At 64.8% G+C, this 19,230-nt stretch carries 18 protein-coding genes; 6 read left to right on the forward strand and 12 right to left on the reverse strand.

Annotated features, from left to right (window positions below):
• Window positions 1–2: 2 nt before the first annotated feature.
• The 9 genes from NKH59_RS18315 to NKH59_RS18355 all read right to left on the reverse strand — a co-directional run bounded on the left by NKH59_RS18315 (window position 3) and on the right by NKH59_RS18355 (window position 7,442).
• On the reverse strand, window positions 3–899 hold the full coding sequence (locus NKH59_RS18315; protein ID WP_353012900.1) for a branched-chain amino acid ABC transporter permease: 897 nt from the start codon (window positions 897–899) through the stop codon (window positions 3–5).
• Entirely contained in the window at window positions 896–1,624 is a 729-nt protein-coding gene (locus NKH59_RS18320; protein WP_502908709.1) for an ABC transporter ATP-binding protein, read from the reverse strand. Before NKH59_RS18320 ends, NKH59_RS18315 begins: the two co-directional genes overlap by 4 nt.
• Window positions 1,605–2,342: an ABC transporter ATP-binding protein gene (locus NKH59_RS18325; protein WP_027027454.1), complete on the reverse strand. Its 738-nt coding sequence runs from the start codon at window positions 2,340–2,342 to the stop codon at window positions 1,605–1,607. The genes NKH59_RS18320 and NKH59_RS18325 overlap by 20 nt, the downstream gene beginning before the upstream one ends.
• Before the next feature lie 140 nt (window positions 2,343–2,482).
• Window positions 2,483–3,691, reverse strand: a complete 1,209-nt coding sequence (locus NKH59_RS18330; RefSeq protein WP_352539272.1) for an amino acid ABC transporter substrate-binding protein — start codon at window positions 3,689–3,691, stop codon at window positions 2,483–2,485.
• 55 nt (window positions 3,692–3,746) lie between these two features.
• Complete coding sequence (locus tag NKH59_RS18335) at window positions 3,747–4,136, reverse strand: nuclear transport factor 2 family protein (RefSeq protein ID WP_353012897.1); 390 nt, start codon at window positions 4,134–4,136, stop codon at window positions 3,747–3,749.
• 17 nt (window positions 4,137–4,153) lie between these two features.
• Complete coding sequence (locus NKH59_RS18340) at window positions 4,154–4,948, reverse strand: MoaF C-terminal domain-containing protein (protein WP_353022679.1); 795 nt, start codon at window positions 4,946–4,948, stop codon at window positions 4,154–4,156.
• Between the two features lie 13 nt (window positions 4,949–4,961).
• A complete protein-coding gene (locus NKH59_RS18345; RefSeq protein ID WP_352469653.1) occupies window positions 4,962–5,750 on the reverse strand; it encodes an SDR family NAD(P)-dependent oxidoreductase in 789 nt (262 codons plus the stop codon).
• A 175-nt stretch (window positions 5,751–5,925) separates the two neighbouring features.
• On the reverse strand, window positions 5,926–6,507 hold the full coding sequence (locus NKH59_RS18350) for a YceI family protein (RefSeq protein ID WP_352539477.1): 582 nt from the start codon (window positions 6,505–6,507) through the stop codon (window positions 5,926–5,928).
• Window positions 6,508–6,548: 41 nt separating this feature from the next.
• A complete protein-coding gene (locus tag NKH59_RS18355) occupies window positions 6,549–7,442 on the reverse strand; it encodes a hypothetical protein (RefSeq protein ID WP_352469651.1) in 894 nt (297 codons plus the stop codon).
• Between the two features lie 209 nt (window positions 7,443–7,651).
• On the opposite strand from NKH59_RS18355, the gene NKH59_RS18360 reads away from it, so the two are divergent.
• Together NKH59_RS18360 and NKH59_RS18365 are read left to right on the forward strand one after the other, a co-directional pair.
• Window positions 7,652–9,154 (forward strand): aldehyde dehydrogenase family protein, encoded by a 1,503-nt coding sequence (locus NKH59_RS18360; protein ID WP_353012889.1) that lies wholly within the window; start codon window positions 7,652–7,654, stop codon window positions 9,152–9,154.
• 4 nt (window positions 9,155–9,158) lie between these two features.
• Entirely contained in the window at window positions 9,159–10,748 is a 1,590-nt protein-coding gene (locus NKH59_RS18365) for a GMC family oxidoreductase (RefSeq protein WP_353022681.1), read from the forward strand.
• 10 nt (window positions 10,749–10,758) lie between these two features.
• Here the strand turns inward: NKH59_RS18365 and NKH59_RS18370 are convergent, their stop codons facing one another.
• Genes NKH59_RS18370 through NKH59_RS18380 form a run of 3 tightly spaced genes read right to left on the reverse strand, consistent with a single transcriptional unit; the run spans window position 10,759 to window position 14,943 of the window.
• A complete protein-coding gene (locus NKH59_RS18370) occupies window positions 10,759–12,249 on the reverse strand; it encodes an aldehyde dehydrogenase (protein WP_353022682.1) in 1,491 nt (496 codons plus the stop codon).
• The gene (locus NKH59_RS18375) at window positions 12,246–13,439 is read right to left on the reverse strand and encodes a cytochrome P450 (RefSeq protein WP_352685378.1); all 1,194 of its coding nucleotides are present in this window, start codon (window positions 13,437–13,439) and stop codon (window positions 12,246–12,248) included. The genes NKH59_RS18370 and NKH59_RS18375 overlap by 4 nt, the downstream gene beginning before the upstream one ends.
• A gap of 58 nt (window positions 13,440–13,497) precedes the next feature.
• On the reverse strand, window positions 13,498–14,943 hold the full coding sequence (locus tag NKH59_RS18380; RefSeq protein WP_352685377.1) for an APC family permease: 1,446 nt from the start codon (window positions 14,941–14,943) through the stop codon (window positions 13,498–13,500).
• 177 nt (window positions 14,944–15,120) lie between these two features.
• Here NKH59_RS18380 and NKH59_RS18385 point away from each other — a divergent pair, with 177 nt between their 5' ends.
• The 4 genes from NKH59_RS18385 to NKH59_RS18400 are packed head-to-tail and all read left to right on the forward strand — an operon-like array spanning window position 15,121 to window position 19,221.
• Entirely contained in the window at window positions 15,121–15,891 is a 771-nt protein-coding gene (locus tag NKH59_RS18385; RefSeq protein WP_353022683.1) for an IclR family transcriptional regulator, read from the forward strand.
• Window positions 15,888–17,183, forward strand: a complete 1,296-nt coding sequence (locus tag NKH59_RS18390) for a Tm-1-like ATP-binding domain-containing protein (protein WP_352539279.1) — start codon at window positions 15,888–15,890, stop codon at window positions 17,181–17,183. Before NKH59_RS18385 ends, NKH59_RS18390 begins: the two co-directional genes overlap by 4 nt.
• The gene (locus NKH59_RS18395) at window positions 17,180–17,842 is read left to right on the forward strand and encodes an HAD family hydrolase (protein WP_353022684.1); all 663 of its coding nucleotides are present in this window, start codon (window positions 17,180–17,182) and stop codon (window positions 17,840–17,842) included. Before NKH59_RS18390 ends, NKH59_RS18395 begins: the two co-directional genes overlap by 4 nt.
• Window positions 17,843–17,868: 26 nt before the next feature.
• The gene (locus NKH59_RS18400) at window positions 17,869–19,221 is read left to right on the forward strand and encodes an aspartate aminotransferase family protein (RefSeq protein WP_352503133.1); all 1,353 of its coding nucleotides are present in this window, start codon (window positions 17,869–17,871) and stop codon (window positions 19,219–19,221) included.
• Window positions 19,222–19,230 lie beyond the last annotated feature (9 nt).

Raw genomic sequence — 19,230 nt, forward strand, 5'->3', positions numbered from 1 at the left:
GCTCAAGCCTTCTTGTAGGGCCGGCTGAACAGGCCTTCCGGCTTGAACATCAGCACCGCCAGGAACACGCCGTAGGCGATGGCGTTGGTCCAGCCGCCCGAGATGAAATACTGCACATAGGCTTCGATCAGGCCGAGGATGATGCCGCCGGCAAGTGCACCCGCGACATTGCCGATCCCGCCCAGCGCCAGCGCCACCAGCGCCTTGAGGCTGAAGATGAAGCCGGCGAACGGGTTGAACGGGAAAGTCGTCGCCACCGCGACGCCGGCCGCTCCGGCGAGTGCGATGCCGATCGCGAAGGCGATGGCGTTGACGCGGTGCGGTCTGATGCCCATCAGCATCGCCGCCTTCATGTCCTCGGAGGCCGCGCGCACCGCCTTACCGACCAATGTCTTGCGCAGGAATAGCACCACCAGGCCGGTACCGGCGAGCGCAATCACGAAGCCCATCGAGCGGGTGAAGGAGGTGCGCACGCCCAAAATCTCGATGCCGCTCGCCGTGTAGGAGGTGACGATGGCCGCGGTGTTGCCGCCCCAGATAACCGTCATCAGGTTCTGGATCAGGAACATCAGACCGACCGCGATCAAGAGTGAGATGTTGCGGTCCTCCGCTGCCGCCGCGCGGCGAAACAGGCCTTGGTAGACCAGCCAGCCGACGACGAGCCCGACGGGCACGACGATCAGAAGCGACGCGAAAGGGTCGATGCCGACGCCGTAGAACAGCGCCCGTACGAAATAGGCGGACAGGATGATCATCGCGCCCTGCGCCAGAAAGATCAGCCGCATGGTGCCGAAGATGAGGCTGAGGCCCACCGCCGCAACGCCGTACATGGCGCCGCCCAGCGCGCCGTTGAGCGACAGCTGCAGCAGGATTTCGGGAGGCGGAATGTTCTGCATCATTGCACCTCCAACACGCCCATATAGGCCTTCTGGATTTCGGGATCGGCGATGAGCTCGGCACCGGTGCCTTGCATGGCAAGCTCGCCGGTTTTCAGCACGAAGGCGTAGTCGGCGACCTTCAGTGCCTGATGGATGTTCTGCTCGACCAGGAGGATGGTGACGCCCTGCTTGTGCAAGGTCTCGATCAGCGCGAACATCTGCTGCACCACGATCGGGCTGAGCCCCAGCGACGGCTCATCGAGGATGAGCAGCGACGGGTCCGACATGGTGGCGCGCGCGATCGCCAGCATCTGCTGCTCGCCGCCGGAGAGCGAACCGGCCTTCTGCCCTGCCCGCTCGTTTAGCCGCGGAAACAGCGTGTAGGCTTTCTCCAGCGACTGCTTGAAGCGCTTCCGCACCTTGGGTTGGAAGGCGCCGAGCTCGAGGTTTTCCAGCACGGTCATCTGCCGGAACAGGCCGCGCCCTTCCGGTACATGCGCGATGCCCATCGCCGCGATCTCCTCCGGCGCCTTGCCGGCCAGCGGCGCGCCGGAGAGGAAGATCTCGCCGCGCTTCGGCTTCAGCAGACCGGAGATGGTCTTCAGCAGCGTCGTCTTGCCCGCGCCGTTGGCGCCGACAATGGCGACGATGCTGCCGGCGTCGACGTGGATCGACACGCCCCACAGCGCTCCGACGTCGCCATAGGCGACTTCCAGATTGGTGACGTCAAGCAGCCGGTTCGCCAAGATAGGCCTCTATCACTTTGCGGTTGGCGACGATCTCGCGCGGCGTGCCGTCGGCGATCTTCTCGCCATGGTCCAGCACGATCACCCGGCTGCATACCTTCATGATGGCATCGACCTTGTGCTCTACCCACAGGATCGAGACCCCCTTGTCTGTGCGCACGCGGCGGATGACATCGACCGTGCGCTGGATCTCGGTCGGGTTCAGCCCCGCCATCGGTTCGTCCAGCAACAGCAGCCCCGGGCTGGAGGCAACGGCTCGCGCGATCTCCAGCAGCCGCCGGTCGGACAACGTCATATGCGCGGTGCGGACATCGCGCTTGGCGGTCAACCCGACCAGTTCAAGTGCCTCCTCGGCGGCTGCCGTCGCATGCTTGACGCGGCCGCCCGAGCCATAGACGGCACCTACCATGATGTTCTCGAAGGCCGTCATGGTCAGGAACGTGCGCACCAGCTGGAAGGTGCGGGCAATGCCGAGCCGGCAGATGCGATGCGGGGCCGTGCCGGTGATGTCCTCGCCACGGAAGCGGATACGGCCCTGGGTTGGGGTGTAGAGCGCGGTAATTACGTTGAACAGTGTCGACTTGCCGGCGCCGTTGGGACCGATCAGCCCGATCAGCTCATTGGCTCCGACGGCGATGTCGATGTTGTTGAGCACGACAAGCCCGCCGAACCGCTTCTGGATCGCCTCGAGGCGAAGCAAGGTTTCGTCAGGCTGCATCGTGTGTTTCCGTTTCTCGAGGGGAAGCTATCCGCGCAATCTATCGAGGTCAGCGCCGCCCTCATCGCCCTGCCGGCCTTCTCCCCGAGTAGGACGGGGAGAAGGGCAGGCGGCAACGTCGGAGCCCGTGCCCTCGCCGCTCAGCGCTTGTCCCAGGCCGGCGCCGGCTTGTAGGTCCAGTTGCCATTCGGGAAGATCAGCTGGTGCTTGCCTTGCCACCATTGCGTGGCAACGCTGGGGATCAGCGCAAAGCCGGTCTGGTCGAATTTGAGATCGCCGACGACGGTGTCCTTGAATTCCTGGTTGAAGACCGCGTCATGCAGCGCGGCGGCATCGGTGGTTCCCGCCTTTTCGATCGCCTGCGCCAGCACCTGCGCATTAGCGTAGAAGGCGCCGACTGTGACGGAGTCCTTCTTGAATTCGGCCTCGTAGCGATCGCCGAGTTCCTTGGCGCCGCGATAGGGATAGCTCGACGACCAGAAACCGTCGGTCATGATGTAGTCCGAATCCGCTCCGAGCGCTTCGTGGAACTCGCCCGTCCAGGTGCCCTTCCAGCCATGCAGATAAGGCACGGAGAAGCCGAGCTCCTTCATCTGGCGCAGCAGCGTCACCGTGTCGGCCGGCGAGCCGAACACCAGCATGGCGTCGACATTGGCGGCCTTGAGCTTGGTGATCAGCGCCGAATAGTCGGTGGCCCCGATCGCCCAGGGATCGTCGACCGCGAAAGTGTAGCCATATTTCTTGGCCGCCGCCTCGAAGGCGCCGCCAAAGCCCTTGCCGTCGGGCGAATCCTCGGTGACAAGTGCCGGGTTCTTCGGCTTCTCATTGGCCGGCAGCTTGTTCCAGATCTCGAATGGCACCTCGGCGCCCGGCCCCGGGTGGAAGAAGAAGAGGGCCGAGTATTTGAGCTTCAACGGCTGCCACTCGAACGGGAACGCCGTCGTGATCATGTAGAACTTCTTGTATTTCTCGGCGACGATGGCACCGGCGATGTTCATCGGCCCGGAATGGGTCGATAGCAGCGCGTCGACCTTCTGCACCTTGATGAGGTTTTCCAGCGCCGAGGCGACCTTGCCTTCCGAGCTTTCGTCGTCGGCGACGACGAGGCGCACCGGCAGCTTCTTGCCGGCCGACTTGAGCATGATGCCGCCGGCCTTGTTGATGTCGGCCACCGCTTGCTCATAGGCCCATTTCTGCTCCTTGCCGTCGCCGGCCAGCGGCCCGGTCAAGGAGATCGGAGCGCCGATGACGATCTCGTCGCCGGCGGCATTCGCGACCCCTGTGCCGCCGGCCGCAAGTGCGGTCGACAGCACCAGGCCCGCCAGCATTGCCTTCAGATTGTTTCCCATTGCATCCTCCCAGGTTGTTTCATCGGCCGGACGCATCGGCGCCCGCCCGCATGCCTCAGACCGTCGCTGCCGCGACCAGCCTGGTATCGGTGAACTGCTCGAAACTCACGGCTTTACCGTCGTCCATCTCCCAGACATGGACGACGCGCGCCGACATTTGCTTGCCGGTCTTCCTGTAGGTGCCCGAATAGGTGCCGATGCCAACGATGGTGGCGCCGCCGTCGACCAGTCTTTCGAGCGTCAGCGTGTAGCCGTCCCACTCCTCGCCGATGCGCTTGAAGACCCCCGCTATGATGGCGTCGGGGCCGACATAGGTGCCGGCATAGGGGAAGCCCGCCATTTCGGTCCAGGCGGTGCGGCTGGTGATTGGCGCCATCATCGCAGATAGGTCCTTGGCATCGGAACCGGCGTAATGGGCCTTGATCGCTTCGTAGTTCTTGTTCATCGCGTTCTCCCGCGCGGTCAGACCGGCGCCTTGCCTTCGTCGTAGACGGTTCTGGATTTCTTCTCGATGTGAGCGCCGGCCGGCTTGTTCTCGACCTTGCCCAGAATGGTCACGCCGAGGAATTTCCCGGTCGAGCGCATGACGTCCCAATTGTAGAAGAACAGCGAGGCGACCGGGATGATGAACTCGCGGAAGCCGAACACATATTGGTTGTCGGCAAACTTCCAGGTGGTCGCCAGGTCGACGTCGCCATGGCCACGCTGGATGCCGACGAGGTTCTGCCAGGCATAGCGCTCGGAGCTCAGATAGATGTGCTCGTAGACGTGGTTGGGGCTGTATGTGTAGTGCGCGGTGAGCCCGATCAGGTCCCGGGTCGGCGCCGGCTTGATACCGGTCGGCGCGTTGCTGGGATCCCCGAGCACGCCGGCCGACCAGGTCTGCGCGACGCGCGGCTCGCCGGGCGCTTCGCCTGCTTCACGCACCCGTTCGCGCACCGACAGCACGCGGCGCGTGCTGGTGTTGACGATGTAGGCCTCATCCTCGGTCGGCCGGGCGGCGAAAGTCATGTTGATGAAGAACACGTTGGCGGCGACTTCGAGCGCCTCGTACCAGTCCGCGCCGGCCTCGCTGCCCTCGCTCCACGCCACCGTGTCGGGCGACGTGAAGGCAAGGTCGATTGTGCGCCCCGTGTCGAGCGTGATCTTGAAGGTCTGGCCGCGCAACGCTGATGTCGTCGCCAGCCGGTTGGTGGCGATGCCGGCGGCGAAATCGTCGAAATGCTTCCAGTCCGCCGGCCTGTTCTGGTCGTTCATCGCACTCTCCCAATCAATCGACAAAAGCTAATGTCGGCAGGTCGACGACGGTGGCGCCGCCATCGACGGTCAGGATCGAACCGTTCATCATGGCCGCCTCGCTCGAAGCGACGAAGCAGACGACGTTGGAAACCTCTTCCGGTGTCGCCGGCCGGCCGAGCGGGACGTCCCTGGTCACCAGCCGGTAGGCATCGTCGATCGAGCCAAGTCCGTGCTTCTCGACGATCACCGCCATCTGTTCGTCGGCCATGTCGGTCGAGACCCAACCCGGGCAGATGATGTTGGTGCGCACGCCCTTGCGGCCATAGTCGCGCGCCAGCGATTTGCCGAAGCCGATGCAGGCATGCTTCATGGTGACGTAGCCGGCGGCGTCCGGGCCGGCAAACAGGCCGGCGATCGAGGCAACGACGACGATGTTGCCCTTCCGCGCGATCAGGTCCGGCAGGCATTCGCGGGCGCAGACGAAAGCGGTGTCGAGATTGGTGCGCGTCGCCAGGCTCCAGGTTTCGTCGCTCATCGAAATCGTCGGGCCGACACCATGGCCGCCGGCATTGGCGACGAGGATGTCGACCGGTCCGATTTTTTCATGCACTTCGGCAAGCGCCGCACGCACCGCCTTCGGATCGGCGGCATCGCCCTGCACCACCAGACCGCCAATATCCTTGGTCACAGCTTCCAGCGGCTCGCGCCGCCGGCCCATCAGGACCACCTTGGCGCCGTCGGCCGCCATGCGCCTGGCCACCGCCGCGCCGATCCCGGTGCCGCCGCCGGTAATGAAAGCCGTCTTTCCCGAAAATCGCATTGTTCCATCCCGATTGGTAAGCGCGCCGGCTATGTGCCGATCTTCGCTGGGAATAATGCGGCACCGGCCAATCTGCGTCTTGTCCGAGCGAGAACTTTGTTTTGACTGAGTGCGCACTTTGCGCCCTGTCCGATGAAGTGCCGCGCGACCTTGCGCGCGGCACTCTCTCGCCGGATTACTTTTTCACCGCTTCCAAATCCATGACGATGTCGACATCCGGTCCAAGGCCGAAGCCGGCCGCGGCCTTGGCCATCGGGAAGTCGGCCGTACTGACCTTGCCTGTGGCGCTGAACGCCGCCTTGGTCAGCGTCGCATCCCACGGCGCCGGCGCCTCGTTGATCAGCGTCACGTCGAGGGTGATCTCTTTGGACACACCGCTGATGGTGAGATTGCCGGTGACCTTGCCGGTCTTGTCGCTGACCTTCTCTACCTTGGTGCTTTCGAAGGAGATCGCCGGGAATTCGGCGGCGTTGAAGAAGTCGGGGCCTTTCAAATCGCTGTCGCGCTGGTCATAGGCGGTGTGCACCGAGCCGACATCGATCTCGGCCTTGACGCTGCTTTTCGATGGATCGGCCTTGTCCATCACGATGGCGCCCTTCACCGCATCGAACTGGCCATGCGCGATGCCGTAGATGCCGTGCTTTATGGTGAAGGTGATCCAGGCGTGCTGGCCGTCGATCTCGTAGGTGTCGGCATGTGCTGCCGATGCGAATGCGCACACCGAGGCAAAGGCCAACGCGGCCGTCAGTTTTCTCATCGTCACGTAACTCTCCCCATTGTTGGTTGTCGTTCTTTGGCTCAGGAAAAGCCGAGGGCGGCTCCATGCGGCGCCCATAGGATCGCCGTCAGGATGGCCAATATCGCCGGTGTGGCGATCAGCAGACCGGCAATCGGCGGCCGCAACGGCCGGACGCCGGGAACAAGGCCCCGCAGCGGACCGGGCATCAGCATGGCCACGATCAGCGGCAAGGATGAAAGCACCAGCGCGACCGGATTAGCCTTCGGCGCCAGCAGCGCGACCTGGATCTGCACGGTGGCTGCGGCGTAGATAAGCAGCAGTTCAGTGCCCTTGCTCCAGGCAACGGCGGAGCCTCCGCGCAGCACTGTGATGTACTGGACAAGACACCAGCCGCCGGCGAGCGCGGCAAGCGATCCCAGCAATTGCCCGGTGACGATCGAGGCGCCAAGCACCGAGATGATGGCGCCGGCCAGGCAAAAAGCGAGCATCGCCGCCGGCACCAGGAACGGCGCTTCGGCGGACGACGATGGCGAGGACCGCGCCGACAGCAGCATCGCGGCGCCGACGATCGCCAACAGGCCGGCGATGAGGGCGGCGACCATCTGCAGGTCGAGTGAACCGCCGGCCAGGCGGCGCCAGCCAAGCCACAGCAAGGCTACCGCAAGCGCGGCGGCGACAAGCTTGCCCGCAACGGCAGCGCTCAACAGGCGTTCGGGCAACAGGCCCACGACGATGCCGCCAGAGGCGAGATAGATCAGCTTCTGGCTGGCGGCGACCGGCGGCACCACAGGCGGCCCGAGCGTGTCCCAATAGAAGAACAAAATCAAAGCGGCCCACAGCAGAGAAAGCACTGATCCCGGCAGTGCGACCCTTGCCAACAGCGCCATCACCGTGCCGAGCGCGAGTGGCAGCGCAGCAGTGGTGACCATCGGATTGCCCAGCAACGCACTCAATCGTCGACACCTCTTTGACAACCGGGAAGCCTGCGCAAAACACGCTGCTCGATGCGACTTTGGTCTAGGCCAGTCGACTGCGGGGCGTCTTGTCCAAGCGGGAACTTTGTTTTGACTGAGCGTGCACTGGCACCATCAGCCGCTTGAAGCCAGCCGACACGCTCCATAACCCTGATGCAACGTGTTCACCAGCAATCGAGGAGGATGGCGTGAACGAGAGAACCGTGCCGCCGATCAGCACTGCTGCCGCCGCTTTCCTGGCGCGTCCGCACCGGCCCTTCATCAATGGACGCTTTGTTGACGGCTTGGCGGGAAATGGCCTCGCTGTCGATGATTCCGCCTCCGGCGAGATCGTCGCGCATGTGCCCGAGAGCGGTCCCGAACTGGTCGACCAGGCGGTGCGTGCTGCGCGTGCAGCCCTTGAAGGCCCGTGGGCCTCAATGCGGCCGGTCGACCGCCAGAACCTGATGCTGAAGCTCGCCGACGCCATCGAGGCCGATGCCGATCTCTTGGCCGAGATCGAAAGCATCGAGAACGGCAAGTCGCTAGGTGTCGCCCGCATGCTTAGCGCCGGCGGCAGCGTCGACTGGCTGCGCTATTATGCCGGGTGGGCGACCAAGATCGAGGGCTCGACCTTCCAGGTGTCCATTCCGGTGCCGCCTGGCGCCAGGCATCAAGCGATGACCATAATGGAACCGGTCGGCGTCGTCGGCGCCATCGTGCCGTGGAATTTCCCGTTGCTGATCGGCATGTGGAAGATCGCGCCGGCGCTCGCCTGCGGCTGCACCGTGGTGTTGAAGCCGCCGCAGGAGACGCCGCTCGGCCTGCTCAGGCTCGCAGAACTGATCAAGGCGTCAGGCTTCCCGCCCGGCGTCATCAACATCGTGACCGGCAGCGGCAGCGTCACCGGCGAGGCGCTGATCCGTCATCCCGGCATCGACAAATTGACCTTCACCGGTTCGACGGAAGTGGGAAAACGCGTCGGCCACGCGGCCGTCGACCATGTCGCCCGCTTCACGCTGGAGCTCGGGTCGAAATCGCCGATGATCCTGCTTGCCGACATGGAAGAGGGCATTGAGCCCCTGGTCGCCGGGCTCGGCATGTTTTTCAACCAGGGCCAGGTCTGCACCTCGGCCTCGCGGCTGCTGATCGAAAAGTCTATCTATGACCGCACGCTGGCGCGGCTGGCCGAGATCGCCGATGGCATGACACTGGGCGCCGGCCGCGATGCCGAAGCCCAGATCAACCCACTGGTCTCGGCCAAGCATCGAAGGAGCGTCGAGGGCTTTGTCGAGCGCAGCCTGGCGGCCGGCGGCGAACGCGTCAGCGGCGCGCGGTCGGTACCGGCCAGGGGCCATTATGTCGCGCCGACCATCCTGCACAATATCAGGCCCGACATGGAGATCGCGCGTGAGGAGGTGTTCGGTCCGGTGGTGGCGGCGATGCCGGTCGCCGATCTCGACGAGGCGATCCATATCGCCAACGACACGCGCTATGGCCTGTCGGCCTCGATCTGGACCCGCGACATGGGCAAGGCGATGACCGCCGTCCACGGCCTCAAGGCCGGCACGGTGTGGGTCAATTCGCATAACACGCTGGACCCTGCGGCACCCTTCGGCGGCTTCAAGCAGTCCGGCATCGGCCGCGAACACGGCCGCGCGGCGATCGACGGCTATCTCGAGACCAAGACCGTCATCATGCGCTACGCCTGACGCCATGAACGCTGCGTACGACTACATCATCGCCGGCGCCGGCTCGGCCGGCTGCACGCTGGCCAACCGCTTGGTCAATACCGGCCAGCGCGTGTTGATCGTCGAAGCCGGGCCGGCCGACAATTCGCGCTTCATCGACATGCCCGCCACCTTCGCCAAGGTGATCGGCACGGCGCGCAGCTGGATCTACGAATCCGATCCCGAACCCAGCGTCGGCGGCCGCCGGCTACCGGTGCCGCAGGGCCGCACGCTGGGCGGCGGGTCGTCGATCAATGCCATGCTCTATGTCAGGGGCCAGCCGCAGGACTATGATGACTGGCGCGACCTTGGCTGTCCCGGCTGGGGCTGGGACGAGGTGCTGCCGGTGTTCAGGCGGCTGGAGCGCAACGAGCGGCTGGCCGGCGATCGCCACGGCACCACCGGACCGCTGCCCGTCTCCGATCCCCGCCATCGCCATCCGCTGTCTCTGGCCTATGTCAGGGCCGCGCAACAGGCCGGCTATCCCTTCAATGACGACTTCAACGGGGACAGGCAGGAAGGCGTCGGCTTTTACCAGACGACGACCGCGAATGGCGAAAGACAATCGGCGGCAAAGGTGTTCCTGAAGCCCTTGGCAGGCAATGCCAATCTCACCGTCGTCACCGATGCGCTTGTCACCGGCGTGACATTGGAAAACGGTGCGGCAAGCGGCCTCGCCTACACCACATCGGACGGACAGACCCATACAGCGACGGCGGAAGCCGAAGTGATCCTCACATCAGGCGCGCTGGCGACGCCGAAGCTGATGATGCTGTCGGGACTGGGGCCAGCCGAACATCTGACCGCACTGGGCATTCCCGTCATCCGCGACATGCCCGCGGTCGGCCGCGACCTGCAGGATCACGTCGCGGCTCCCGTCTATGCGCTGACGCGCCAGCCGATCTCGCTGCTTGGTGAGGACCGTGGCCTGCGGGCGCTGCGCCACGGCCTGCAGTACCTCATGTTCCGCACCGGCCTGCTCACCTCGAATGTGGTCGAGAGCGGCGGCTTCTTCGACGCCGATGGCGATGGCCGTCCCGATATCCAGTTCCACGTCCTGCCGGTGATGATCGAGAGCGCCGAACACGGCTCGATCGAGCGGCACGGCATGGAGATCAATCCTTGTGTGCTCAGGCCGAAGTCGCGCGGCACGGTCAGGCTGCGCTCGCGCGATGCGGCCGATCCGATCCGCTTCACCACCGGCTTCCTGTCCGATCCGGACGATCTCGCCTTGCTGCTGGCCGGCATGAAGATCGCCCGCACCATCCTGCGCCAGCCGGCGCTGCAGGCCATGGTGGCGGAGGAGCTTTCGCCGGGCGCGGCCGCGGATCTTCCTGACCAGGCGATCGTCGGCCACATCCTCGAACACGCCAAGACGGTCTACCACCCATCGGGAACCTGCCGGATGGGCAATGACAACAGTGCCGTGGTCGATCCGCGGTTGCGCGTCCGCGGCGTGCCGCGCCTGCGGATCTGCGATGCCTCGGTCATGCCCAGGCTCATCAGTGGCAACACCAACGCGCCGGTGATCATGATCGCCGACCGCTGTGCCGATTTCATCCTCGGCAGCGCTTAGCGAGAAACGGTCAGCCGAGAGAAATCCAGGCCGTTTTGAGATCGGTGTATTTGTCCAGCGCATGCATCGACTTGTCGCGACCGAAGCCGGACTGCTTGACGCCGCCGAGCGGCACGGTGATGTCGGCGCCGCCATAGGTGTTGACGTGGACGACGCCGGCATTGATGTTGCGCACCATACGATGCGCCGTGGAGAGGTTGGCGGTCCACACCGCCGAGGCAAGGCCATAGACCGTCGAATTGGCAAGCCGCACCGCCTCTTCCTCGGTCTCGAAGCGCATCACGCCGAGCACCGGCCCAAACACCTCCTCGCGGGCGAGTTGCATCTCTTGCGTCACGTTCTCGAAGATCGTCGGCGCCATGTAGCTGCCGCCGGTTTCGGCCAGGATCCGTCCGCCGCCGGTGACCAGACGGGCGCCTTCAGCTGTCGCCCGTTCGACGAAGCCGAGATTCTTGTCCAGCTGCTCGGCGCTTGATACCGCACCGACGTCGCTCGTCAGATTGAGCGGATCGCCGACCTTCAGCCGCGTGGTCGCTGCGAGGAGCTCGTCCATGAAGCGGTCGTAGACCGACGCCTGGACGAGCAGGCGCGAGCCGGCAACGCAGACCTGGCCGGAATTGCGAAAAATGCCGTTGGCCGAGACGATTGCGGCCTGTTTCAGGTCCGGGGCGTCGGCAAAGACGATGTTGGGCGACTTGCCGCCGAGTTCGAGGAAGACGCGCTTCAGATTGGAACGCGCCGCATACTCAAGCAGATGCCGGCCGACCGGCCCCGAGCCGGTGAAGGCTATGGCGTCGACATCCATGTGCAGGCCGAGCGCCTCGCCGGCAACCGCGCCACGGCCGGTAACGACGTTAAACACACCGGCGGGAAGCCCGGCTTCGGCAGCGAGCTCAGCCAGCCGCAGAAGCGTCAGCGAAGCGACCTCGGGCGGCTTGACGACGATGGAATTGCCGGCAGCCAGCGCCGGCGCGATCTTCCAGGCGCCGATCATCAATGGGAAATTCCAGGGTACGATGACGCTGACAACGCCGAGCGGCTCCTTGTGGATCAGCCCGAGCACATTCTCGGCCGTCGGCGCGATCTCGCCATAGACCTTGTCGATAGCCTCCGCGTAGTAGCGGATGGTGCCCGCGGCCGATAACGGCTCGGCCTTGTAGGCCATGCCGATCTCGGTGCCGTTGTCGCGGACGCCAAGCACCGCCAGTTCATCGACATGCTTTTCGACCAGCTCGGCTAACTTCGTCAGAATCTTCTTGCGGAAGGCGGGGGCGGCGCGCGACCACGAGCCCTTCTCAAACGCCTTGCGCGCCGACGCCACGGCGCGATCGACATCGACGGCGTTGCCGTCGGCGATGCTGGCGAACGGGCGGCCATCGATCGGCGAGATCACGGGCAGCGTGGCGCCACTTGCACCTGCGGTCTGCGCACCATCGATGAAGAGGTTTCGCACGCCGACCTCGGCCTTGCGCAGCATATCGATGGTGTTCTGGTTGATCATTGGGTACCGGCTCCGAAGGCGACATGCAGGGTGGTTGGCGCGCGAAATTCCCAGCCCCGGAACACCGGTTCCTTGCCTGGCACCAGCCGCAGATCCGGAAACCGTTCCAGCAGAAGCCTTACCGCGAGGCACATCTGCTCGCGCGCAAAAAACCGACCCGAACAGAAGTGATGGCCAAAGCCGAAGGCAGCGTGGTTGCCTTCATCACGAAGGATGTCGAAACGGTCGGGATCGGAGAACCGGATTTCGTCGCGGCTGGCCGAGGAGACGAGCGCGGCGACTGGCGCGCCCGCCGGGATGGTCACGCCGCCGAGCTCGACCGCGCGCGTCGTCTGGCGCGTCTGCGTGCCGATCGGCGCGACCCATCGCAGACCCTCGTCGACCGCCTTCGGCACCAAGGTTTCCAGATCGTCCAGCACCTGCCGCATCTGCTCGGGATGCGAAAGCAGGCCGGCAAGTATGGAGCCGGCGCCATGGCCGGGCTCCTGCATGCCGCCGAGCAGGATGACCTTGATGCTCGGCATCACGAAGTCGATGGCGCGGGTCGCACCCTGCGGCATGCCGTCATGCAGTATGTGCGACAGGGCGGAGTCGTCAGGCGCGTGGACAAGCCTCTCCAGCGTCGGCAGGATGGCGGCGCCAACCTCGGCGCTGATCGCATCGGCGATTTCCTGGCGCTTCGGATCGTTCTCGAAATTGATGGCGCCCTGGGCAAGGCCATAGAACCAGCGCCGCAAGGTCGGCATGTCGATGTCGGCCAGCCCGAGCGAGCGCGCCAGGCTGAGCGTCGACACCGGCTCGAAATACTCGGCCATCAGTTCCGCCGCACCCTGCTCGGCGATCCGGTCGAGATAGGCTCCGGCGATCGAGCGCACGAGATCCCCGGCATAGGAAGCGACGGTGCGCGGCCGGTATTTCGGGTCGACGCCCTGGCGCAGATCCTTGTGGACGTCTCCGTCGGTGGTCAGGATGGTCGGCTTGCCGAAGGAGCGTTCGACCGGGGATGTCCCGACAACCGCGGAGAAGATGTCGGGCGACTTCGCGACCGTTTCGACATCCTTCCAGCGGGTGACGAACCAGAGGTTGACCGCCGGCACGAAAGCGACCGGCGCGTTGCGCCTCAGTTCAGCATAGATCGGATACGGATCGGCTTCCAGCGCCTCAACGGTGATGCTCTCGGCAAAGCTCAACGCCGCTACTCCCCTAGGGTGAAGAAGGGGGCGGCGTCATGCGCCGCCCCTCTTGATCTCAGTCCTTCAAAGGCTGTCCAAGCTCGGCGAAGGCCACCGGATCCCGGCTCTTCAACGCGCTCGCCAGCACAAGGCCAACCACGGCCGCGATCAGCACCAGCGCCGGCAGGAACACGCCGAGGAACCCGCCAGCACCGGACAGGCCGCCGAAATTGATGACGATCAGATAGATGATGATGACGAAGGCGATGAAGGTCAGCCCCGGCAGGATTGTGGTCTTCACCGCGTTCTCCTGACTGGACGGGTTGGCACGGAAGAACATCACGACGGCGAGCGAGGCCACCGCCATCATCACGATGACGCCGAGAGTGGCAACGTTGGTCAGCCACGAAAACAGCGCCAGCACCGGGTCAAGGCCAAGCACGGCGAAGAGCCCGACGACGACAGCGGCAAGCACGCTCTGGATGACCGAGGCGACATGCGGGCTCTGGTGCGTCGAATGGGTCACGCCGATGGTCCGCGGCAGGAGCTTCTCGCGGCCGGAAACATAGATGTAGCGGGCGACCGCATTGTGGAACGCCAGTACGCCGGCAAACAGGCTCGACACGAACAGGATGCTCATGGCGTGCGAGAGCATCGTTCCGGCGTAGCGGTCGGACAGGCCGAACAGGAACGTGGTCGGATCCTGAAGCCCCTGCAGCGCCGGCAGCAGCTTATCAACGCCGGCACCGACCGCCATCAGCCATGCGGTGACCATGTAGAAGACGCCGATCAGGATGACGGAGAAATATGTCGCCCGCGGAATGGTGACCTTGGGGTCGCGCGCCTCCTCGGCATAGATCGTCGTTGCCTCGAAGCCGATGAACGCGGCAAAGCAGAACAGGATGGCGATCGCCGGCGCGCCGCTGGTGATCTGGCTCCAACTGAACGGCGCCGCTGACAGTCCACTATCGCCTCCGGTCTTGACGATCGCCATGTCGAGGATCAGCACCACGACGTATTCGGCAAGCACCAGAACGGTCAGGATCTTGGCCGACAGGTCGACCTGCCTGTAGCCGAGCACGGCGACGATGGCGATGGCGATGAAACTCCACGCCCACCAGGGCAAGTTGATGCCCCAGCCGGCGAACAGCCCGGCGGTCGCGGCACCGAGAAGGCCCATGACGCCGATCTGCATGGCATTGTAGGACAGGATTGCGATCAGCGCCGTGGCGCCGCCGGCGAGACCGCCGAGCCCGCGCGCCGCATACGCATAGAAGGCGCCTGCATTGCCGACATGGCGCGACATGGCGACATAGCCGACCGCGAACAACAGCAGCAGCAGCGTCACGATCAGATAGGTGCCGGCAAAGCCCGCGCCATTGCCCATCAGCATGCCGAGCGGCGTGCCGCCAGCCACAGCCGTCAGAGGCGCCGCTGCCGAGATCACCATGAAGGTGATGGCGCCAACGCCAAGGCTGTTCTTCCTCAGCCGGTTCGCTTCGCCGGCTTCAATTGTCGTCATCTTTCCCTCCAATTCCGCGCTGCGGAAGCCAAGTGTCCCTGAAATGTCGAGGCCCTGTTTCGGGCCGCCTTGTCGTTTCATTATTTGCAACGACATTTCGAATATAGACTTGCAAAGGAACCGGCTTCCTGTCAAGTTAATTCGCACGTTAAGTATCAGATGGAGGATCAGATACGCATGGGTACGGTGAGCAAGGCCATCACGCTGCTGGAAATGCTCGGTCGCGGCGAGCCCGAGACGGCGTTGGCTGACCTCGCCCGGCGCGCCGGCCATGACAAGGCAACAACGCGCCGGCTGCTGGTCTCCCTGATAGCGCATGGGCTGGTCGAGCAGGATGAAGCCACGCGTCTTTACCGGCTGGGCGCCGGTGTCGCGCGGCTGGCGCTGATGCGCGAAGCCCAGTTCCCCTTCCTGCGCATGGCGGTGCCGGTGGTCGAGGCGCTGGCGGCGGAAACCAATGAGACGGTGCACCTGTCGGAATATTCGAAGCGCGGCCTGATCACAGTCCATGTCGTCGAATCGACCAGGGCCAATCGCGTCAGCGTGCAACTCGGCGAGGTGCTGCCGATGCATGCGACGGCTTCTGGCATTGCGTTCCTGGCGTTCACGGAAGAGCGTATCCGAGACGCTGTTCTGGCCGGACCGCTGCCGGCCTTCACGCCCCACACAATAGGCGACGCGAAAACACTTGCCGAGCATGTCGCCGCCGCCCGCGCGCGCGGGCACTCGACCGGCGCGCAAGGCTTCGAGGAGGGCGTGCTCAGCGTCGCGGCGCCGATCCTCGGCGCCGACGGTTTTGCCATTGGCATCATCGCCGTCGCGGCGCCTAAGGTGCGGGTCCAGAAGGGCGAGATCGAGCGCTATGGCGCCAGTGTGGCGGCGGCTGCGCGCGTTATCAGCGAGCGGCTTTTCGGACGGCAGGGCCAGCCGGGCCTCAAGCGAGCATGACAACAAATACCCCTGCAAGGAGATTGACTGTGGAGGAGACACGCCGAATCCTGGTTATAGGCACCGGTGACACTAAGGCCGACGAATTGCTCTTCATGCGCGAGCGCATCGAGGCGGTCGGCGGTGTCGCCGTGATGATGGATGTGAGCGTGCTCGGCGATCCGCCCTACCAGCCGGCGCATGACAAGCATGCGGTGGGTCAAGCTGCCGACACGACCATCGAGGCGATCATCGCCAGCGGCGACGAGAATTCGGCGATGACGCTGATGGCGCTCGGCGCCTCGCGGCTTGCCCGCGCGCTCTGCGACAAGGGCGAAATCGACGGCTTCATCGCGCTCGGCGGCTCGATGGGCACAGACCTTGCCCTCGATGTCGCGCTGGCGCTGCCGCTCGGCGTGCCGAAATTCGTCATCTCGACCATTGCCTATTCACATCTGCTGCCACCAGAACGGATCGCCACAGACCTGATGATGATCCTGTGGGCGGGCGGTCTCTATGGCCTCAACAGTGCCTGCAAGGCGGTGCTGTCGCAGGCCTGCGGAGCGGTGGTGGGTGCCGCGCGCGCCGTCGTTAAGCCGGACGCGACGCGGCCCAGGATAGGCATGAGTTCGCTGGGAAAAAGCTGCCTGCACTATATGGTGACGCTGAAGCCGGAGCTGGAGAAGCGCGGCTATGAAGTCATCGTCTTCCACACCACCGGCATGGGCGGCCGGGCGCTTGAGGCGATCGCCGCGCAACGCGGCTTCGTCGCGGTGATGGATTTCAGCCTTCAGGAACTCGCCAACCAGCTGACCGGCTCGGTGGTGAATTCGGGCTCCGACCGGCTGGAAAATGCTGGTCGGCAAGGCATCCCTCAGATCGTGGCACCTGGCGCCGTCGACATGGTGGATTTTCCGACCTGGCAAGCAGTGCCTGCCCGTTTCTTCGAACGGCCGTACCATGCGCACAACCGCCTGCTCGCCTCGGTGACATCAGACGGCGAAACCCGCCAGGAGATCGCGCGCGCCATCGGCGAGAAGCTCGCCGCCGCAACCGGGCCGACCGCCTTCATCCTGCCGGCAGGCGGCATCCAGCAATGGGACCAGGAGGGCGAGCCGCTGCACGAACCGGAGGCGCTGTCGGCCTTTGTCAAGGAGATGCGCTCGAGCGTGCCCGGCAATGCCGAGTTGCACGAGATATCAGGGCACATCAACGACGCCGCCTTCAGCGCCAAGGCACTGGAGATCTTCGACCGCTGGGTCGCCGAAGGCATTGTGCCGCTGGGCGCGCCGGAAGGAACTCAAGCTGCATGAGCGGGCCATCGCCAAAGGCGCTGGTGCTTGATTTCGGCGGCGTCGTCACCCGCACGCTGTTCGAAACGCACGCGTTGACCGAACGCGCATTGGACTTGACGCCCGGCATGCTCGGCTGGCGCGGGCCGTTCGATCCGGTATCCGACCCGCTGTGGCGTTCCATGCAAGCCGACGAGATCAGCGAGCGCGACTACTGGAAGACGCGCACGCGTGAAGTCGGCCGTCTCGTCGGCGAGGACTGGGACGACATGTCGACTTTCGTGCAGCGGGCGCGCGGCGCCGACCCGCAAGCGGTGGTGCGGCCAGAGGCGGAACGAGCGATCCGTGCGGCGCATGAAGCTGGCATCCGGCTCGCCATCCTCTCCAACGAGCTCGACTTGTTCTACGGCAACAGCTTTCGCGAGCGCCTGCCGCTGCTGTCGCTGTTCGAGACCATCATCGACGCCACCTACACGCACATCCTGAAACCCGATCCGCGCGCTTATGCGATGGTGAGCGAAGCACTGCACTTGCCGCCCGCGGCTTGCGTCTTCGTCGACGACCAGAAGCGTAACGTCGACGGCGCGGTCGCCGCCGGCATGCTGGCCGTGCATTTCGACGTCGCCCAACCGGGGCAAGGCTATGCAGCGGCGCTCGGCCATTTCGGCGTTGCGGCCTAAGAATTCAAGAAACGGAGTTCCCACCGATGCGCGACATCAACTTCCTCACCGAGAACAACGCCAAGCCGATCTGGCATCCGATGGCGCATCCGGCCGAGATGCGCGCGACGCCGCCAAAGATCATCATGAAGGGCGAAGGCGTCTCGGTCACCGATGCCGAAGGCCGCACCGTCCTCGATGCAGTCGGGGGCCTGTGGAACGTCAACCTCGGCTACAGCTGCGATCCGATCAAGAAGGCGATCGCAGCACAACTCGACGCCCTGCCCTATTATTCCGGCTTTCGCGGCACCTCGACCGGACCGTCGATCGAGCTTGCCTATGAGCTGTGCGACTGGTTCGCTCCCGAGGGCATGGTACGGACCTTCTTCACCTCCGGCGGCTCGGACTCGGTCGAGACGGCACTGCGGCTGTCGCGGCAATACTGGAAGATCAGGGGCCAGGGCGACCGGACGAAGTTCCTGGCGCTGAAGAAGGGCTATCACGGAACGCATTTCGGCGGCGCCTCGGTCAACGGCAATGCCAATTTCCGGCGCAACTACGAGCCGCTTTTGCCCGGCGTCTTCCACACACCGGCGCCATGGACCTACCGCAATCCGTTCGACGAGACCGATCCGGCGAAGCTGGCGAAACTCTGCGCGCGGGCGATCGAAGACGAGATCGCCTTCCAGGGCGCCGACACGATCGCCGCCTTCATCATGGAGCCAGTGCTCGGCGCCGGCGGTGTGATCGTTCCGCATGAGAGCTTCATGCCGATGGTGCGGGCGATCTGCGACCGTCACGACATCCTGCTCATCGCCGACGAGGTGGTGACCGGCTTCGGTCGCACCGGCGCCTGGTCGGGCTCGCGGCTCTCCGGAGTGAAGCCGGATTTCATGACCATCGCCAAGGCGATCACCTCAGGCTACTTCCCGCTCGGCGCCACGCTGATCAGCGCCAAGGTTGCCGACGTCTTCGAGGCCGACAAGACCAGCTTCGGCTCGATCGGGCACGGCTACACCTATTCCGGCCATCCGGTCGGCTGCGCGGCGGGGCTGGCCACACTCGCCGAGACCAAGCGGCTTGCCGTCAACGAGAATGCGGCGGCGCGCGGTGTCGAGCTCGGCAAGGCGCTGGAGGCGCTGAAGGCGAAGCACGCTTTGGTTGGCGATGTGCGCTACCAAGGGCTGATGGCGGCGCTCGAACTGGTTTCCGACCGTGCCGCCAAGAAGCCGGCCGACAAGAAGACGATGAATGCCGCCGCAGAGGCCGCCTACAAGGCCGGCGTCATGCTGCGCGTCTCCGGCAACACCATCATCCTGTCGCCGCCGCTGGTGATCTCGTCCGCCGATGTGGCAAAGATCGCCGAGGCTCTCGACGCCGGACTGACGGCAGCCGCCTGAGCGACGGTG

The organism is Mesorhizobium sp. M0998 (genome assembly GCF_040318885.1).
Lineage (GTDB): Bacteria > Pseudomonadota > Alphaproteobacteria > Rhizobiales > Rhizobiaceae > Mesorhizobium.

What these genes read in the sequence shown, in the direction of transcription:
- NKH59_RS18370 (WP_353022682.1), bottom strand. Translation starts at nt 12,249, where the DNA reads ATGATCAACCAGAACACCATCGATATGCTGCGCAAGGCCGAGGTCGGC.
- NKH59_RS18350 (WP_352539477.1), bottom strand. Translation starts at nt 6,507, where the DNA reads ATGAGAAAACTGACGGCCGCGTTGGCCTTTGCCTCGGTGTGCGCATTC.
- NKH59_RS18400 (WP_352503133.1), top strand. Translation starts at nt 17,869, where the DNA reads ATGCGCGACATCAACTTCCTCACCGAGAACAACGCCAAGCCGATCTGG.
- NKH59_RS18315 (WP_353012900.1), bottom strand. Translation starts at nt 899, where the DNA reads ATGATGCAGAACATTCCGCCTCCCGAAATCCTGCTGCAGCTGTCGCTC.
- NKH59_RS18345 (WP_352469653.1), bottom strand. Translation starts at nt 5,750, where the DNA reads ATGCGATTTTCGGGAAAGACGGCTTTCATTACCGGCGGCGGCACCGGG.
- NKH59_RS18385 (WP_353022683.1), top strand. Translation starts at nt 15,121, where the DNA reads ATGGGTACGGTGAGCAAGGCCATCACGCTGCTGGAAATGCTCGGTCGC.
- NKH59_RS18335 (WP_353012897.1), bottom strand. Translation starts at nt 4,136, where the DNA reads ATGAACAAGAACTACGAAGCGATCAAGGCCCATTACGCCGGTTCCGAT.
- NKH59_RS18325 (WP_027027454.1), bottom strand. Translation starts at nt 2,342, where the DNA reads ATGCAGCCTGACGAAACCTTGCTTCGCCTCGAGGCGATCCAGAAGCGG.
- NKH59_RS18365 (WP_353022681.1), top strand. Translation starts at nt 9,159, where the DNA reads ATGAACGCTGCGTACGACTACATCATCGCCGGCGCCGGCTCGGCCGGC.
- NKH59_RS18390 (WP_352539279.1), top strand. Translation starts at nt 15,888, where the DNA reads ATGACAACAAATACCCCTGCAAGGAGATTGACTGTGGAGGAGACACGC.
- NKH59_RS18330 (WP_352539272.1), bottom strand. Translation starts at nt 3,691, where the DNA reads ATGGGAAACAATCTGAAGGCAATGCTGGCGGGCCTGGTGCTGTCGACC.
- NKH59_RS18380 (WP_352685377.1), bottom strand. Translation starts at nt 14,943, where the DNA reads ATGACGACAATTGAAGCCGGCGAAGCGAACCGGCTGAGGAAGAACAGC.
- NKH59_RS18395 (WP_353022684.1), top strand. Translation starts at nt 17,180, where the DNA reads ATGAGCGGGCCATCGCCAAAGGCGCTGGTGCTTGATTTCGGCGGCGTC.
- NKH59_RS18340 (WP_353022679.1), bottom strand. Translation starts at nt 4,948, where the DNA reads ATGAACGACCAGAACAGGCCGGCGGACTGGAAGCATTTCGACGATTTC.